This window comes from Butyrivibrio sp. XBB1001 (assembly GCF_000424505.1).
In the GTDB taxonomy this organism is placed as follows: Bacteria; Bacillota; Clostridia; order Lachnospirales; family Lachnospiraceae; genus Butyrivibrio.
This window is the reverse complement of the sequence record NZ_AUKA01000003.1, coordinates 248329-266582: the sequence shown is the minus strand read 5'-3', so window position 1 is coordinate 266582 and position 18254 is coordinate 248329. Positions and strand designations below refer to the sequence as shown.

The window sequence follows — 18254 nt, the reverse complement described above, 5'->3', positions numbered from 1 at the left end:
CCTCACAGCAAGATGCGTCCACTGACCATATATTTATAAGTTACTTTGCGCCACGTCCGAAGAGAACAACGCCAACTGTCTTAAGAAGAATCTTGAAGTCCTCAGTAAGACTCCAGTTGTCGATGTAGCGAAGATCAAGCTTAACTACCTCATCGAAATCCTCGATATCACTTCTACCACTGATCTGCCATAGTCCTGTAAGACCTGGTGTCATAGACAGACGTCTTCTGTAATGCTCGTTGTACTGCTTAAACTCATTCTCTGTCGGTGGTCTTGTTCCAACAAGGCTCATATCGCCCTTAAGGACGTTGAGGAACTGTGGAAACTCATCAAGACTAGTCTTTCTGATGAACTTACCAACCTTAGTTACTCTTGGGTCGTTCTCCATCTTGAACATAAGACCATTCATCTCATTCTGAGCCTCAAGCTCTTTCTTGCGCTCTTCTGCATCAGTATACATAGATCTGAACTTGTAGATCTTGAAACGTCTTCCGTTCTTACCAATTCTCACCTGTGAGAAAAAGACAGGTCCTGGTGAATCAAGTTTGATGGCAGGTGCAAGGAAAAGAGTGATAAGTCCTGTAAGTATGATTCCTACGATTCCGCCCAGGATATCGATGACTCTTTTGATGAAGAGTCTCTTATAGCTGGTGTGGAACATAGTATATGTAATAACTGAGTAATCAAGGAAATCTCCAACGTTTGTTGCAGCCTTGCCTACATCTGGAAGTTCAAGGTTATAGTGAGTTGTAACACCCATCTCCTCAAAGCCAAGGATAATATCCTGCATCTCGCGCTGAGGAATGTTAGGAGTGTTGATAAATACTTCATCGAAAGGATCAGTTATAAGGCGCTCTGTAAGGTTCTGGATTCCATGATGAATATGAACTCCATCGATGTACCATTCCTCTGATGAATCTCCATCAGCTTCTGAATCCACGCAGTATGCTCTTACAACCTTGTAGCCAACACCCTTACTGTTCTCAACAAGTTTCTTGATAGTCTGCTCCATCAGAGCCTTCTCTGAAACCACAACGACTCTCTCTACATTGAGGTCGCTTGAGATGTACTTTCTAAAGAACTTCTTGAAGATAATCCTCACTATATAAGTAAGAAGAATATCTCCCCAGATAAAGTTAAGAACTACAAATCTGGACAAAATATTGGACCAGCCCAGGAAGAATACCATGGACATTGAGGCCAATATCATGATAGCCATAAAGCGTATCACATATAAAAATTCTGACAGATACCCCCTTATTATGAAGTCTCTGTTCCAGTCTGCCAAAAATGCGTAGCCTACGCAAAATAGGAGAAACACAACGCATACCATATAATGAAGCGTTTTATCTCCCCAGTCATTGTTGTTGTTGAATCGTAGCCACGAAAAGAAAATGTAGGTCACGATTATGCACGCCATGTCAATTGCAAGGAGTACATAGGTCTGAAGCGTCTTATACTTGTTGCTCATATGATTTTCCCCATATTAATAATAATATATGCAGGTTCCTAAAGATCATTGGAAGCATATATTGTCTCTCCCTGCAAAACAGCATCCAAATCATAGTCCCACGCCATAACATTGTAACATATTTATGCAATAGTCCAAGTCCTAGGATATTATTTTTTCTTTTTTCTGATCAAAAGAACTATTGAAGCCAGTCCAGTAGCTATTCCCGTAAATACTCCAGTGCTCAACCCGCGTCTTTCATACTCCATAAGGGCTATCTGACTGTCAAACTTATACATAGGCGTACTTTCATCAACATAGCCTACAATATAGTTTCCCTGAGTTTTCAATTCCTGAGCCTCTTCTTTTGTAAGGTAAGTAGCTTCCATTCCAAGGCTTCTGCCAGATTCATTTAGTTCTCTACTGCCGTAGAAGGCATATGGTTCCTGGGTTAAAAGATAAAACAACATAACAGAAGCTATTCCGGCTGCCGCTCCAAAGCACATGGACTTGATGAGATCAGCTAATGACATGGAACTGATCCATGAATTTTCTTTTCTCAAGTTACATTTTGTGTTGCCAGCCAAAGCCGTATAGATAGCCGCTCCCATAAATACAAATACAAAATTCTTGAATGAAAGATTGTATAAATGTGGCTCCCAGATACCCATCACCAGCATTCCCATTAAAACTGCAAGTTCAGCCATGTGGGAATTTTTCAGGCTGTAGTGGATAAACCACATAGTAAGGCAGGCCATGACTACAAAGGTCACAATTCCAAGCTGCAGGAAAAGATATAGCTGAGACATATCAAGACCATAAGTAGACATCCACTCATCAGGATTATTTAACCTGATTCCAAATAGCGCCGGAGAATTGTTGGACCAGAAGTACTTGGCTATAGAAAATCTGGTGGTAAATATTGTCGTATCTATTTTTCTAAATACGCTCTCTGGCAGGATAAATGGCATAACGATTGCTATAAAGCATGTCCCTGGAAAAGAAATATAACAAACGATCTTTTCAAGGATTCCAGGTTTTTCCCTAAGACAAAACCACAGATTGATAATAAGGTAAGCTGTTCCTGCAAGAAGGCCAGTTCTACTGCCGGAATACTGGAATATATAGAGGTTAAATAAGAATGCAAGGACTGAGAATATCATGAGTTTAATTGTGTTTGTTTCCTGCATCAGTCTCTTGCTAACATAGTACATAACCAGCATCATAACTGATAGCACTGTCATGTGAAGGCTGTTAGGATGAGCATAGCCAAGTCCATGTCTGAACATAAGTCCGATCCCGGCTCTCTCCTGTGGATAATATATCTCATCAGCAAGGCCAAACACACCAGTGAATATCTTAAATAACGTTATAATAGCAGATACTATTGCGCCAGTTTTTACAACCTTAATAACGCTTACCTGTTTCATTCCAAGCATCATGCAAAAGTACAGGATAAGTCCCTTTTCACCAGTCTTTACATACACAATTCCCGCAAGCAGCATAAAGAAAGCAACTACTGCGTATTCCTTTATAGTATGCTTTGTTATCAGCATCTTAATTGCAAATAGTCCAAATACAAATAAAAGAGACAAATTAAATATCATCTGTCCCTCATAAAAGCCAAAGGCCTTAACAGCTATCATAACAGCAAAATAGAGAAGGTATATGCCTTCTCCAATCTGCGCTCTATTGTCTTTAATTTTTTTTAGAAAATCTGATTTCATCTTTTTCCGCCGCAAATTTATCTATTATATCGCACTCTTTCTGTAGATCATACTTTAGCAAACTGTTGGTACTTATCTTCTCAATTTATCAATCGTCTGATACCACAAATACTTCGCGTTAGTCACGAGATATCTTTTTACAAGACGCCTTGGATCCTGGAACAGTCTGTAAAGCCACTCAAAGCCGATATTCTGAATCCACTTTGGAGCTCTCTTAATTGTCCCTGCGTGGAAGTCAAAACCAGCGCCAACGCCCATCATAACGCCTTTTATCTGACCTTTGTGAGCATTCATCCACTTTTCCTGCTTGGGCGCACCAAGACCAATCCAAACAATATCAGCCCCTGAGTTGTTGATCATCTCAACATAAGACTTATCTTCTTCCTCAGTGATCGCTCTAAAAGGCGGAGAGAACATGCCCTTTATCACGATGCCAGGGTATTTTTCTTCCAGGTTCTTTTTAAGTTCATCCAGTGTTTCCTGGGAAGAACCGTAAAAGAAATGACTAAGGCTTCCATCAGCAGTTGCCCTGAACATATGCTCCATAAAATCAGGGCCTGCCACTCTTTCTGACAGTTCAAATCCTTCCTTGTGCTGGAACTGAGCTATAGGATTGCCATCAGGAAATACAAAAGCAGCTTCGTTAAGTACCTTTCTGTAATCCGCATTTTCTTTTCCCATAACAGAGGTATGTACATTAGAAAAGCAGATATACTGACCGGATAATTCCTTTATATGCCTCTTAACGTGAAGAACCGCTTCTTCCGTCCTTGCAACAGCGTAGTGAATGCCGAAGACATCACATTTTTCAGAACGCACTGCAAAGGGAACTGCCGCATAATCTCTGATATCGCTGACAATACCGCCACGAACCTGATAATCCAAAGCCTTGAGGGCCACATAAGGGTGAAGGCCACAGTCTTCGAGGGTTTTGATTACTCTATCTGTATCTCTACATATATTTCTGTCATGAATAAGCGCCTTAGCGTAATTGCCTGACTTCACCATTTCTTTTATCTCTTGATCACTTGGAAATGGTGCATACAGCTCCAAAACTTCCTCTTTGATATCTCCAACGCGCTTTAAATAGCGGATGATAGCTACTTTTCTGAAAAGATATACAAAGATCAGGTCAAGGCCTATAAAAGCTACGATGACAAATCTTGAGGAGTTCACTCCCTGCTGGAGAACATAGAGATATAGGATAACTGCGATGAAGAGCATTATCCTGCCCTTTATGATTGTAGCAATATTCTTGATCCCGTCATGGACAAAGCTGCCAACACGCTTTGCATCGTAAGCCATGAAAATAATAGCCTGCACCAGCACCACAAATATGGCAAGTGCCACGTACATGCCATCATAGATATCATCCCAGGTGTGAAATCTTTCTCTATATCTTATAAAAAGCGCACCGAAATAAGCCAGCAATAAAGCCAGCTCATCCAGTACTAATAATTTCTTTTTAGAAAATCCCCGAAGTCTCTCAGTCACTTTTTCAACCCGTCATTTGCTACAGCACACATATCGCAAGTGCTGCATTTATCTAATTCTTCCTTAGTAACCTTGCCATCACGCAAGTCTCTTACCACCTTGAGTTCATACATTGAGTAAGGCTTCTTCATGAAAAGAGCCTTGAACTTGTGGCGTATTACCCACCAGGCAGGAACCCAGATGTATTTGTGCATCGCAGGTGAAACTGAGCCAATCATCCAGCAGTCTCTGTCGCAGTGCCTAACCACTTTTCTAACCTTCTCAGCCTGCTCTGAATTCCAGAGTTCATCCCAGCTCTGAGTGTTAAGGTTTCCCATAACCTCTTTATCCTTGGTTCCATTACAAGGCATAACGTCTCCGTATGGATCAATAAAGAAGGTATCAAAACTCATATCGCAGGGCAGAAGTCTCTTTTGCCCATAAATATAATTGATAAGGCCGTGGTTAAAGTACGCTCTGAACCACTTCTTGGGGCTCTTTGACTTAAGGAGCATGTTGATAAGTTCCTCAAAGTGCTCAGCCACCATTGGCCTGTCGTGTATGATATTCTTGGCTTCAACAAAATAGAAGCTATTATGAAGTGAGGCTGTAGCAAACTCCATATCAAGCTCATCAGACAGCTTGTAAAGTTCGCACAGATCAGGAGCATTCCTATCCTGCACTGTCATACCAAAGCCTACATCCTTAAGTCCCATCTCACGGAGCTTTTTAAGAGTTGTATATCCTCTGTTAAAGCCATCCGGAAGTCCACGGATCTCGTTATTTGTCTGCTCAAGACCTTCTATGGAAATTCTGATTCCTATGTCAGGAAATTCCTTGCACAGATCAATTATCTTATCTGTGAAAAATCCATTTGTGGAAATAACGATTCTATCGCTCTTTTTGCGAAGCTCTCTTACTATATCCTTGATATCCTCACGAATAAAAGGCTCTCCACCTGTTATGTTAGTAAAATACATAGGCGGAAGCTTCTTTATTGTCTCTATTGAGATTTCATCCTTGGGATCAGATGGTGCCTTGTATCTGTTGCACATAGTACAGCGGGCATTACATCTGTAGGTAACGATCACAGTTCCATTTAACTTCTTTGACATTTGAATAAATCTCCAATTGCTATAAATAATGTGGGTGATATGATAAATCAACGTACATTATAAAACATGCTGGGCAACTTCTCAACATGTACGGTTTTTGTGCTTTTGGGGCTTTGGGGACTTTTGGGGTTTCTGCCTCTGGACTTTATACGAAAACCTGCATCTTCCTTATTTTCGTATAAGCTTGTTTTCTTACTTCTGTCTGCGTGCATTATACGAAAACCAGCATACATTAGATTTGCATGTAATCCTATTATCTCCCACAAGCATTGTCCATTACACGAAAATCATGGATTCCACAAATTTCATATAAGCCTGTTTGAAGACTTTCTCTACCGGCTATTACATGCAATCCCAGTTATTACCACTTTTCGTATAAACCAATTGCACAAAACTAATTTTATCTTATTACACACAAATCTATCTTTTTACTTTTTCGTATAAATTCCTTGTGCACAATCCCAATTTAGCCTTATATGAAATCCCCTTTTCTTTCATTTTCATATAAACTAGTCCAGTTCAATCTACTTTTTACTATTATATGAAAACGGCAATTCCGCTTGTTTCATATAAAATGCTCAGTTAATGCCCCAGCAAACTACTAAAAAGCAGCTCAATAAGAACCATTACACATCAATATTCTCAATCATCACCGGAATTCCGCGGTTTACGCACTCCCTGACAAGTGGTGCGGCATCGCCGTAGTAGCCAGCCCACTTGTCCATATATTCAAGTGAAAAGCCATTTGGATCATATATACAATTAGATATATTCCCTTGTTCAAGCTTTCCTACAAGTTCCTGATACTTCTCCCAGAGTTCACCGTCAATCTCCGGAAGTTCCGTAATGACCTGGGCCTGAGGTACTATTACCGCCACAACCCTATCTCCAGCATCCGCAAATATCTTGAAAGACCTTATTATTTTGTCTATTGACCTATTCCTATCTCGCAAAAGAAATCCCAAGGTAATGTGGTATATGATAACCTTTCGCCCTGCATATTTTCCAAGGAAAGCCGACCACCTGTCCTCCTCGCCGTCAGTACATCTTCCTCCATCACTTACGCCCGGAGATGTTTGCGGGTTTCCTGCATTCTCAAGTCCATTCCTGCTATTCTCAAGTCCATTCACAACACTCTCAAGCTCCACCACTTTCTGATTCCAGAAGCTTGCAGTATCTGCCCCTGTCATCTCAATCAAGGACTCCACATAAAAGTCCCTAAGGGCCTTGCCTCTTACCACGACTCTGTCCGCATTAAATACCCCCTCTTGCTGTACAAATGCCTTTATTGCTGTAGAAGCCTTGTCACCTGGCTCTGCTGGCGCATCCATATCAAGATAGGGCACATATACTAGCTCATCCGTGAATTTCAAAAGATTTGCAGAGTAAAAGAATTCATGCACAGTCATAGCCGTATTGTGACCGTCATAAGGAACCTGCATCACAATCACATCGGGGTGGATTCCCGCAAAGTCAAACTTCTCGCAGTCTGAAACCTGCACATACTCAGGGAAAAGAGTTCTCTCATCATGCTTATCATAGATATTACCCTCAAAATCGCAGTCATAGTAAAAGATAGGTAGCACGTAAACTTCATACTCAGGATTCGCTGAGTATGCCTTCCACAAAGGCTCCATGGTATCCCACCACTTTGCCCTTACTGGAAGAAACACGGCGATTTTCTTTTTTTCTATTTCACCACTCCAACCAGCTGACTTATACACTACATTACCATTATTATTTCCATTCCCTGCAGACTTATCCGCCAGCAGCTGGCTGGCCTTCTGCACATATCTCTGCACCGAAGAAAGAAGTTGCGTGGGCTCCCAGGTATAGCCATAGGGTTCTTTTCCAAAGTGGTCTCGTAGCATACGCTCCTGTTCTGCATAAACAGGGTACTCATGCATACCACCTGACTTTACAATTCGCATAAAATCACCGTATTCAAGTTCCAAAAGTTCCTCATATCTGGCGTTTACATCGATATACGTGTTCTCAAAGGGCATTTTGACTATGTTCTTATAAAGGTCCTTTGGGAAAATATGGTGTCCATAAGGCACATAGAAAACCATAAGTGCCACATCATCAGCGCTTCTTACAGGGCACTCACTAAAAATCTTTTCAACCTTCTTCCGAAGCTCCCAGACAAGTTTCCCGCTCTTACCGGTATCCTCAGCTTCCTTTAGCTTACCAATCGCAATATTTGCCCGTTCTCTTCGCTCTTTTTCTTTTGCCTCATCCTTGTAAAGGCCGTCCAAAGGGAAAATATCGATGCCGACAGTGTAAGGGCAGCCGTAAAACTCTCTCATGTGGGCTATTCCAAAATCAATTGTATGACTGTTGACAACGCGTCCTATAAACTCGCGATATTCAGGTTCTCTGTCTATAGTAAGTATCTCAAAGCCCTCTGGCAGCTCTTTTGCCGCGACTTCAAAAAACTTGTTATAGTCATCACGCATCATACAAATATCAAAGTCATCATCCCAGGGCACATATCCCCCGTGCCGCACTGCTCCGAGAAGTGTGCCGTAGTCTGCATACCAAGTAATTCCGTACTTTTCGCAAATGGACGCAACTAAAGAAAGGACCTTTAACTGCGACGCGAAGTAGCGTTTCATCATCGTAGATATGTAAAAGCCCTCTCGAACCTCCGGCTGAAAATAAGCTGGAGGAAATGTTAAATTTGTCAGGTCATTCCGTATTTTCTTCATCAACTCATATAATCAATTTTCTTTTGTGTTTTTTCATTCTTCAGATAGTTAAAATCCAGAGCCCTGGCCGATGAAATGATTTCCTTGTAGCTTGTCTTTTTCCCAAATAGGAGTGTTGTACCAAGTACAAATCCGTCAACGCCCTGAGGGGCATATTCAAGGAGCCTCTCTGGCCCGCAGGCGCCATCCCAGTAGAGCTCAAATTTCATCTTGGAGCGTAACTTTAAAAGCTGCTCAATCTTTTCACCAACATAAGGGAGAAACACCTGGCTGGCATTTCCTGGATTTACCGCCATTACCAGAACCCTGTCCACAATTCTCAGCATCTCTTTTACCGTCTCAACAGAAGTACCCGGATTTATGGCAATTCCCGGATACATCTTGGCGTCAACGATCTTCTGTAGGGTGGTTGAGGGATGATACTCAGCCTCAGGGTGGATGTACACAGTATCTCCAGGACGGAGCCTAGATAAAAAAAGATCTATGTTGCGCCTAGGGTGTTCAATCATAAGGTGCACATCAAGCGGCTTTTTGCTGACCTTAGCGATGTAAGCCATATCGTAAAGTGACATAGCAAAATTATCGACATAGCGACCATCCATTATGTCGATGTGGAAGGAATCAATCCCAGCCTCTTCCAGAGCTTTTACCTCTTTTTGCAGATTGCCATAATCTGCACACATCATAGATGCGCACAGCTTAAAGTCCTTCTTTTTATCACCCATATTCCGCTCCTCGCATGCTGATATAGCTTCCTGGACAGCGTCATTAGTTTCTGTATACACTAAATTCTGTTATATTCGCATACATTCGGTATTAAGTATATTTTATCACATTTTAATGATACAATATAGGTGAAAACTATATTTGAACCAGATTACAAGGAGCCCCAATGAAACCAGGTTCTTCCTTTATTCCAGCAGAATTCTTCAGCTCAGAAACACGCTTAGACTTCGAGATTCCAGAAACCATGAAAAGAGCCTGGGCAATCCAGCTCACTCTTTTACACCAGGTTCTGGAAATTGCTCAGAGAAACCACATAAAGCTCTGGCTTGACTACGGTTCGCTTCTCGGCGCAGTTCGTCACAATGGCTATATCCCTTGGGATGACGATATCGATATTTGCATGGAGCGCCCCAATTATATGAGATTTCTTTTTATTCTGGAAAAAGAGCTGCCGGAATACTGCAGGATTCGAAGTTTCTACACAACTCCTGGCTATGATCAGCCAAAGGCCTTCATTTCCAACAGAGACAAGATTGACCTGGGCGGCATACGACCTATGCAGCTTGAGAAAGATATCACTCCCCTCTCCGAGGCGGATATAACTGATATCTACTATGGTCTTCCTTACGTTGCCGGAATAGATCTTTATCCTCTTGACTATGTGCCAAAAAGACAGGAAAAGTGGGAACTAATAAGACAGATCTATACTGCAGTCTACGATCTTGCCATGGATTACGAAAAATATAAGAATGCTGGGGAATTGGATGGATATATTGAGCAGCTTGAAGACCTTCTAAACGTTAAGGTAAAAAGAGATGGGGATGCGCGCTTTGAACTATGGAAACTGGCCGATAGCGTTGCACAGATGACAACAAGACAAGAAGCCAGCTCCATGCTATGGTACCCAGACGCCGCCATGCGCTCCAATGATATGCGCAGGCCACTTTCTGCCTACAACGAAACTATTGAAACTGACTTTGAAATGCTAAAAGCCCCTATTCCAGCAGGTTTTAAAGAAGTTCTCAGTGCCTGCTATGGAAGCAGCTTCATGACTCCCGTTCGACAGGTCTCTACTCATGACTATCCATTTTACAAAATGCAGCAGGAATACATTGACAGGTGCAGATAATACTGACAGGCAAAAAATATAAATTATAAAAGAAAGCGTACTACTATGGCCGTAGATTTTTTAAATGAAATTTATGACGAAGCTACCATGCTCTTTGAACTAAAGAAAATGTGTGAATTTAGCCAGCGAGGACAATACAGGCTTTTGTCGGACACCTGGAATTGTCAAACGCAGATAATGGCCTCATTTTGCCAAAAAACTGCCACAATAAATAGTAACCTTGGTCTTCAAATATGGGATAAAATATCATCCATCAGCAGTTGCATCTCAAAATCAAACTACTCCCAGGTTGCTGACTTCATAGAAGAACTGCTGCCACAAATGTACGATGCCATGGCCCTTCGAGGCACCATCGATGTTACAGATGAAAACTACAGGCTATTCAGCTCAAAATCAGGGTTCCTATGCCTTGAAAACCTTACTACCCACAGCGTTTCTACCAGCACCACAGATCCATCTTTTGAAGCCTATAAAAAGGCATCTCTCCTATGCGAACCTAGCAAGAACGCTTTTTGTTCAATAGGCTGCAGCCTTGGCTATCTAGCCCAGCAAATGTACGAAGTATCTGACCAGTTGATGGATATTTATATATATGAGCTTAGTCAAAAGAGAATAGATTACGCCATGCAATATGGCGTTTTGGACAAAATTCCGCCCCACAAACTCCACATAGCAGTAGTCGCCAACATCCATGAGCTAGCAAAAATCATAATAAAAAGCCACCTTGATGAGGATAAAGAATATACAACAGCCTTTTTTATCGATTCAGAATTATTAGAGCCTCTAGAAAAAGAAAATGCCATTTTAGCCAATGCTATTTTGGAAAAAAACACAACCAGCCTCAATTTTCTAAATGTTGTTGAGCGTAATTTTTACTGTAACTACAGCAGTGTCAAAAAATTTGTCAGCGATATTGAAATAGCCAAACCATCTGAACACTGGATTGTTGTTGGCGGCGGCCCATCTTTAAACTACAGCATAGATTACATAAAAGAAAAAGCAAGTACAGCCACTATCATAGCTGCTACTACCGTGATCAGAAAACTTATAGATACAGGAATAATACCCGATTTCATGATAGCTATTGATATGCAGGCTAGAACATTCCGCCATTTAGAGGGCCTTAACGACCTTGACGTGCCGCTTATCTTGTCAGACTGCGCATCCTGGAAATTTGGAAAACTTTACAAAGGCGAAAAATACCTAATTCCAACTTCTGGAATGTATTTTTCAAAAGAAATCTATAAGAGGCAAAATGTATCCTGCCATGACATCAGTGGCACTGTATCCGCTGTTGCCATTAACATTGCTGCACTAAAAGGCGCCACTACTGTAGATCTTGTAGGCCTTGACCTCTCCTATCCCGGCGGACAGACCCATGCAAGCGGAACCATGGATAATTCAACTATTGACACCTCTAACCTTATAAATGTCCCTTCCGTCAATGGCCAGGAAGTAGCTACAACCCCAGTCTTTATGTCCTATATAAGGGATGTGGAAAAAATAATTGCTAAAAACCCCAACATAAAATTCATCAACAAATCCCGTGACGGTGCTTATATCAAAGGGTGTGCAAAATAAACTCACAGCTCGTAATTTGCAATCATTACGGGCTTTTTTTGTGCGATAAATTCCTGGACGATGGGCAAAGAGCTTCCATAATAGGCGGTAAAAGAGCTGACGAAGTCGCCTGTTGTCTTAAAATCAGCCCTTTCTCCCATATTGCTTACAAGGCCAACCGCTGTCTCCTTTGCAAGACTCTTCACTTTATCATAAAAAATCTCAAGCTGGTGGCTACTAGTCCCAATTTTACCTGAAACACTTATTATGCCCTGATAAAGATAGACTGTTACATCCACTTTATCAGCATTTTCTTTAAATATCTTAAAGCGCTCTTTTAGCGCATCTTCGAACCGATCCTTATTTTCAAAATATTCATAGGGAGCTATTCCAAAGAGGATTTTCTTTTTAGATATCTCTTTTTGTCTATCGTCAAAACCGTAAAGCCCCTTGGTAGCAATAATCTTGTTCTCCCAATAATTTCTATATTCTGCTGTATCCTCAAGAGCAAATTCAGTAAGCGCCTTAACATAATGACTTCTGATATTCTCAGACTGAACCAGCACCTTATCAGCATAGATCACGCCAGGCTTTAAGACATAGAACTGCATACCAAGCATATCCGGAAGATCATTTTCTGTATACTCACCCACAGGGCCAATAGGAACGTAAATAAGTTCACGGGTAAAGTTTCGAAGATTTCTTGAATAGTAATACTCTGGCACCGTGAGAACCGGATTCCACTCATCGTACGGATTTTGGATGTATATTCTATCTGGGCAGTGCTCTGCCAGATCAAAATCTGTAAAGCCAACCAAATAAACGTGATCAAGATTCACACTACCGGCATCAGCACTGTTTTCATCGCTACTTTCATCATGGCAAATTTTGTTATCACATTTTTCGCCATCTCTGTTCCAGCCGCATTCTGCCTCATTGTTACAATTATCATTCTCACCTGATTCGTTATCGCGACTCCTACTCTCCAACTCTTCTAAAATCCTCACATAGTCCTCAAAGTGCTCAGCCTCAAGGATTTCCTCGTCTGTGCTCTGGATTCGTCCGTAGAAATCCCTGTGCATAAGAGGAAGTGGCACAACATATACGTCTGTATCCGGATCTGCACACTCTTTTATAAAAGAGTTCTCAAGGCTCTTCCACTCAGAAGGCCCCACTGGAAGGAACAAAACTTCTCTCCTATTTCGCTCATGTGCAGCCATCTGCTCCGAACAGCTTGCACTGGCATCTTCCGCCGGATTCAGATTTTGCTCCTTATCATTACAGAAAGGCTCTGGCCTCTCCAGCATTTTCTTATCAAAAGAAAACTGTGGGAGCGATGCTCCTGTCTCACTTTCAAATGCCTTTCTCTGGCCTTCAAAAGAAGGATAGTCGTGGCCAGCAACTCCTTTTTTTACTACATTGTAATCCCCATAGCGGCTGCTTAATACCTTGTTATAGCAGGCCGGAACTGGAATAAGGGTATCTTCAAAGGGCAGGTACACAGTCTCTTTGTAGTATTCAAGTTTCTCTCCTTTTCCGCCCTTTAAAATCCAGGGAAAAATCTGCCCTATATGATGCGTATTATTCGAACCAGTCTTTTCATCTATTTCAGATGGAGACGTCACTTCCGCCATGATGCTTTCCGCGCGCCTGTACAGATCCACTGCCTTTCTAAGCGCAGCTTCATTATGTCCAGCGTCATTTCCAGTTCTACCAGAAATATCATTTTGGGAAATGCTTCCCTTACCACCGCTTGGCTTCTCAAGCTCTGTAATATAGGGCTCTGCCTCTGCAAGAAGGCGCATTATCCTATCGTCTCTCTCTTTTTCTTTGGCTGGATCATCATAAAGATAGTCCTTCAGGAAGATATCAACTCCTGAAAGCCACGGGAAATTATAGTTATTTAAAAGATGTTCGTCGTCGAACCTTATATGACTGTTGTTCACCACTCTTGCAAGAAAAAGCCAGTGTCCCTGGTGTCTCTCGTAATCATGGATGCAATAATTTGCAGGAAGCTCAGCATCGCAAACCGCACGGAATTTCTCGTAATCATCCCTTAACATGCAGATATCAAGGTCATCGTCCCAGGGCACAAAACCACCATGACGCACAGCTCCCAGAAATGAGCCCCAATCAGCAAAATATCTGATATTGTGAGCGCGACATATCCTGTCAATTTCAAAGAGCACGTCAAGAGCAGCAGCCCAGGACTGCTTAACCGCCGTCGGTATGTAGAAACCATTTCTGATCTCATCTCGAAAAAAATCCACTCCGTGTCGCATCAGGTGCCCTCACACACTTAGCAGTGCCTCGATTCTATCCTCATACCCAAAGGCTTCCTCAATCCTCGCTCTACCTGCTGCCGCAATCTGCCTCCGAAGGTCCTCACGAGCCAAGTAATAATCTGCCTTGGCTATGGCATCCTCAAGGGATGTATACAGAACGCATTCCTGCCCATCATAGAAATACTCTGCCAGCTCACTCTGATAACTTGATAAAAGAAATCCACCAGCCCCCATTACATCCAGTGCCCGAAGGGGGATTCCTGACCTATTTGCCTTAAGAACCGGGCACAGATTGATCTTACTTGCCGCAAATACCTGCGGCATCTCCTTAAGATAGTCAACAGCGCCGCAGTACTCCACGTTTGGAAGAAGCCGCTTCTCATCTTCGGTCAATTCAAAGGTATAGAGCTTAACCTGATGTCGCCCTGACAATACGCTTAGTAGCGTCATCCTCTCAAGGTGCGTCACGTGGGAAGCCACTGCCCACGCAAGCTCCATGCGGCTTATCTGGATAGCCTTCTCAGAAAGCTCGCGGTAGCGCTTCCTTACACTTTCCGAGAATTCTTCAGTTATCACATCATCAACAATATATCCGCCATATAACTGCAGCTGCGTCTTCACAACGCCATCAATGTATCCCCTCTGATATTCATCCATATGTGACATCATAGCCGGAAGCATGGACTCATAAAGCTTTCCAACAAAAGAAATCTCACACCCGTACCTTGCCTGATTTACCTTGATTCCAGCTAATCTCTCCACATTAACTGCAAGTGGCAGGTAGTACACATTAGATAGCCCTAACGCTTTATACCTCTCATAATCAGCCCTTGCGAAAAAGAAAATCCTATTGCACTCATACTCCATGCACTCCGCAGTAGGCAAATTGGGCGGAGAATCAAAGAACCATGACACATATTTTATATCATGCTCTTTGCACACCTTGGAAACCACCGGCCAGAAGTTTGTGGTCAGCACCAGATCAAAATTACCGTCAGATAAATCTTTTTCCATCCTGGCAGTAAACTTCTCGTCTTCGTACTTGTCAACACCCTCCCGATACAGCACATTGGCACACTTATGCCCTGCCTTTTCAAGATAATACACAAGGTCATACTGAATATATGAATTTAGGAAATCATAGAGAAGAATGTTCATTTAAACTTACCAGAATTAGCTCTTTGGCTATATTCATATCATCACTATACTAGTTTCGAGTTTACTTGCATTTCATCAATTCTCAGTTTCTTTACACTGTTTCAGATATTCTTTTGCCTTTTCTTCTGTAAGTTCAAACCTAGACTCAAGCTTTTTTATAATAGTCTCATCATCTATATTATCTTCAAGCTTATCCTCTATAAAGGCACGTATTCCTTGTTCTACTCCCTGCTCTATTCCCTGCTCAAATATCGCTTCTGTGGCTCTGCACATCTTGACCTTTCCTCCTTCTTGCTTATCTGTGGGGATGTTTGCACCAGTAAACTCATTGATCACATTAATCGACTCAACACTCATGCTCCAATCCTCCTCATGCTCAGATTGCATTTCAGCTAATAAATTATCTTCATTCTGTCTTTTGATAAACTCAAAAACATCTCCAACTTCTGTCTTAAACTTTTTGAAATCAGTAATATCATGTGGTGAAATAATATTTAATCTGTAATCATTACAATATACCACAAGAGTTATAATGGGTACTATTCTATCACTTACTTTTAGCCCCGATAAAAAATCATCCCCTTCGTCCGATAATACTTGAAATTCACGCCCCAAACCTCATCTCGCACTCTTTCAGGATTGCCAGGTCAAGCTCTGCAATCTTGCTCATAATAAAACCATTCTCTTCAAAAGGAATCTTTATTACTTCGTTTCTAAGAGCCACCAGCTCTTTTATCATCGAGAGTTCCTTGGAAGGAAGCCCTTCAAAATACTTCTTCACATTTTTCTTGTCCGCGCCAAGCCTGACAATCTGATCATACAGACAACGATTGACTCCATAAGAATATATATTTGCCATCATCATCTCAACTGCTGCCTGGCATCCAGGATAGTCTGGCATCTCATGGCACTTGTCGTAAGTTCCTCGAATTGCCCTATACGCTGAATCGTAGTATTTATCAATGTTCATCGTCTTGGTGTTGGAACCTGCCGTATCACAGTAGTTGTAAAAGATCTCTTTTACTGCCGCAATGCTCCCTGCTCTCAAATAAGTATATATGAGTATCTCAAGGTCCTCTAAGGCCGCCATGTTGTGTTGCATGCGAATCTTGGGCTCTTCAAAGATTTCCCTCTTAAAAATCTTAGTAACCAGATATCCACCGCTTACTATAAGCCTCGACCTCTTGTCATCGTCAAGCTCCCCTGCCAGATCATCACTGACCGTCAAAATTGCCTTATCAGTAGACTCGGCATAAAAGCCGGAATCCACAATATCTGCCCCTGTTTCAACCGCCTTAGCATAGAGCTTTTCATACATGGTAGGTGCCACAAAGTCATCTGCATCTGCCATACCAATATATTCTCCGGATGCAGCATCAAGTCCAAGGCTTCTTGCTCCTCCGCATCCCATATTCACCGCAGAATCCACCACCACAACCTTATCAGGAAATGCAGCCTTGCACCTGTTACAGATATCGATAGTATCATCCGTTGACGCATCATTGACAACTACAACCTCAATATCCTGAAGTGTTTGATTTACCAGGCTTCCAAGACTCCTTGCAAGTGTATCGTGTGCATTATAAGCTGGTACAACTACGCTAACTTTCTTCATTACAAATCTCCTGATTTTTTTATAAAACGACTTGGCTCCAGAATCGCCTAGATCACCATTATCACATGCACTTTTCTATAAGCATCTTTGCTCTCTCCTCGTAGGAAAAGTCTTTTTTAACCTTCTCATAGCCCTTTCTTGCAATAAGTATCCTTTCAGACTCGTGAGCCAGATAATAATCTGCTTTATCCACTGCTTCCTCTATAGTTGCAAAGGTCGCAATTTCGTCGGACCTGAAATACTCCTCCATCTCTTCCTGATGGGAAGTCAAAAGAAATCCGCCGCAGCCAAGTACATCCACTGCCCGCAAAGGAATTCCTCCTCTGTTGGCCCTAAGAACAGGGTTTAAATTGATCTTGCTACTTTTAAACACCTGTGGCATTTCCATTTCATAACTGACACTTTCGCAGAGCTTGACCTTATGACCAGCAAGCAGCTCCCTGTCTTCATCTTTTATTTTTCCAAAGAACAATCTGGTATCATAGCCTCTGTCACCGAACAGCCTCAATAGTGCTAGCCTCTCCACATGTGCAATATGAGCGCATATAGCATAAAAGAGATGAGCTTTTTCCGGTTGTATTGCCTTCTCCGATAGTTCCAGATAATGTTTCTTAACTCCATTAACAAAATCCGGTGTTAAAGCCGCATCAATTACTCCAGAGCCTGCCCTTGTTATCTGAACCTGGATCATAGCATCCACATATTGTTGCTGCTCCGGCGTCATTATGCTCTTGTATCCCAAAAGTGTACCAGACTTATACAGCCCTCCAACCAGGGAGATATCGCAGGCATACCTGTCTGTCCTATTGATTTTATCCAGTCTATCAGTATTTACCGCAAGAGGCAGATAATACACCGTATCAAGGCCATGTATATTTTTGAAAATCAGGTAGTCATTCTTGCAGAAAAAGAAAATGCGATTGGTAGGATAATCCATGGTTTCTGTGGAACTTATCTCCGGGGGGCTATCATAAACCCAGCAGCAGTGCGGAATATTGTTAAGATAACAAACCTTTGCCACAGTTGGATAATAGTTAGTTGCATAGACCATATCAAAAGAGCCTTCCTGTAGCTCTTTTCTCAAGACTGTTGCAAATTCCTCGTTCCATTCCTTATCCCTCAAGACATACTGAAAAAACTTGCACTTATGTCCAAGCTTAATAAAAGTATATTGAAGATCTCCAACGATAAGAGATCCCATAAGATCAAGCATGAGTATGTTCATATAGCCCACCAATGTTATACGCTTTTTAGTTTATTTTATCACATTTTGTAATATAATTATTATAAGTAGCTATCCAAAGT

Annotated in this window: 13 protein-coding genes; 2 read left to right on the top strand and 11 right to left on the bottom strand. The window is 41.8% G+C overall.

Annotated elements, in window-relative coordinates:
- Window positions 1-40 precede the first annotated feature (40 nt).
- From G631_RS0106210 to G631_RS18265, 6 genes are all read right to left on the bottom strand, one after another.
- Window positions 41-1471, bottom strand: a complete 1431-nt coding sequence (locus tag G631_RS0106210; protein ID WP_026488713.1) for a sugar transferase — start codon at window positions 1469-1471, stop codon at window positions 41-43.
- Between the two features lie 149 nt (window positions 1472-1620).
- A complete protein-coding gene (locus tag G631_RS0106205; RefSeq protein ID WP_026488712.1) occupies window positions 1621-3177 on the bottom strand; it encodes a hypothetical protein in 1557 nt (518 codons plus the stop codon).
- A 72-nt stretch (window positions 3178-3249) separates the two neighbouring features.
- Window positions 3250-4671 (bottom strand): WecB/TagA/CpsF family glycosyltransferase, encoded by a 1422-nt coding sequence (locus tag G631_RS21630; RefSeq protein ID WP_242829070.1) that lies wholly within the window; start codon window positions 4669-4671, stop codon window positions 3250-3252.
- A complete protein-coding gene (locus tag G631_RS18270) occupies window positions 4668-5765 on the bottom strand; it encodes a radical SAM protein (RefSeq protein ID WP_035789382.1) in 1098 nt (365 codons plus the stop codon). The genes G631_RS21630 and G631_RS18270 overlap by 4 nt, the downstream gene beginning before the upstream one ends.
- Window positions 5766-6391: 626 nt before the next feature.
- Entirely contained in the window at window positions 6392-8476 is a 2085-nt protein-coding gene (locus G631_RS0106190; RefSeq protein WP_081671260.1) for a LicD family protein, read from the bottom strand.
- Complete coding sequence (locus G631_RS18265) at window positions 8476-9201, bottom strand: ribulose-phosphate 3-epimerase (RefSeq protein WP_035789381.1); 726 nt, start codon at window positions 9199-9201, stop codon at window positions 8476-8478. The genes G631_RS0106190 and G631_RS18265 overlap by 1 nt, the downstream gene beginning before the upstream one ends.
- A gap of 167 nt (window positions 9202-9368) precedes the next feature.
- On the opposite strand from G631_RS18265, the gene G631_RS0106180 reads away from it, so the two are divergent.
- The gene (locus tag G631_RS0106180; protein ID WP_026488710.1) at window positions 9369-10331 is read left to right on the top strand and encodes a LicD family protein; all 963 of its coding nucleotides are present in this window, start codon (window positions 9369-9371) and stop codon (window positions 10329-10331) included.
- A 45-nt stretch (window positions 10332-10376) separates the two neighbouring features.
- The gene (locus G631_RS0106175; RefSeq protein ID WP_081671259.1) at window positions 10377-11912 is read left to right on the top strand and encodes a motility associated factor glycosyltransferase family protein; all 1536 of its coding nucleotides are present in this window, start codon (window positions 10377-10379) and stop codon (window positions 11910-11912) included.
- Window positions 11913-11914: 2 nt separating this feature from the next.
- On the opposite strand, the gene G631_RS0106170 is transcribed toward G631_RS0106175, so the two are convergent.
- From G631_RS0106170 to G631_RS0106150, 5 genes are all read right to left on the bottom strand, one after another.
- Entirely contained in the window at window positions 11915-14173 is a 2259-nt protein-coding gene (locus tag G631_RS0106170; RefSeq protein ID WP_026488708.1) for a LicD family protein, read from the bottom strand.
- Window positions 14174-14182: 9 nt separating this feature from the next.
- Window positions 14183-15334 carry a CgeB family protein gene (locus G631_RS18260; RefSeq protein ID WP_051196931.1) on the bottom strand — a complete coding sequence of 384 codons (1152 nt, stop codon included), beginning with the start codon at window positions 15332-15334 and terminating at the stop codon, window positions 14183-14185.
- A gap of 75 nt (window positions 15335-15409) precedes the next feature.
- Window positions 15410-15949, bottom strand: a complete 540-nt coding sequence (locus G631_RS0106160) for a hypothetical protein (RefSeq protein WP_026488707.1) — start codon at window positions 15947-15949, stop codon at window positions 15410-15412.
- Window positions 15939-16949: a glycosyltransferase family 2 protein gene (locus G631_RS20050; RefSeq protein ID WP_051196929.1), complete on the bottom strand. Its 1011-nt coding sequence runs from the start codon at window positions 16947-16949 to the stop codon at window positions 15939-15941. Before G631_RS20050 ends, G631_RS0106160 begins: the two co-directional genes overlap by 11 nt.
- Before the next feature lie 61 nt (window positions 16950-17010).
- Window positions 17011-18174, bottom strand: coding sequence for a glycosyltransferase family protein (locus tag G631_RS0106150; protein ID WP_026488706.1), 1164 nt, complete (start codon window positions 18172-18174; stop codon window positions 17011-17013).
- Between the last annotated feature and the right edge of the window lie 80 nt (window positions 18175-18254).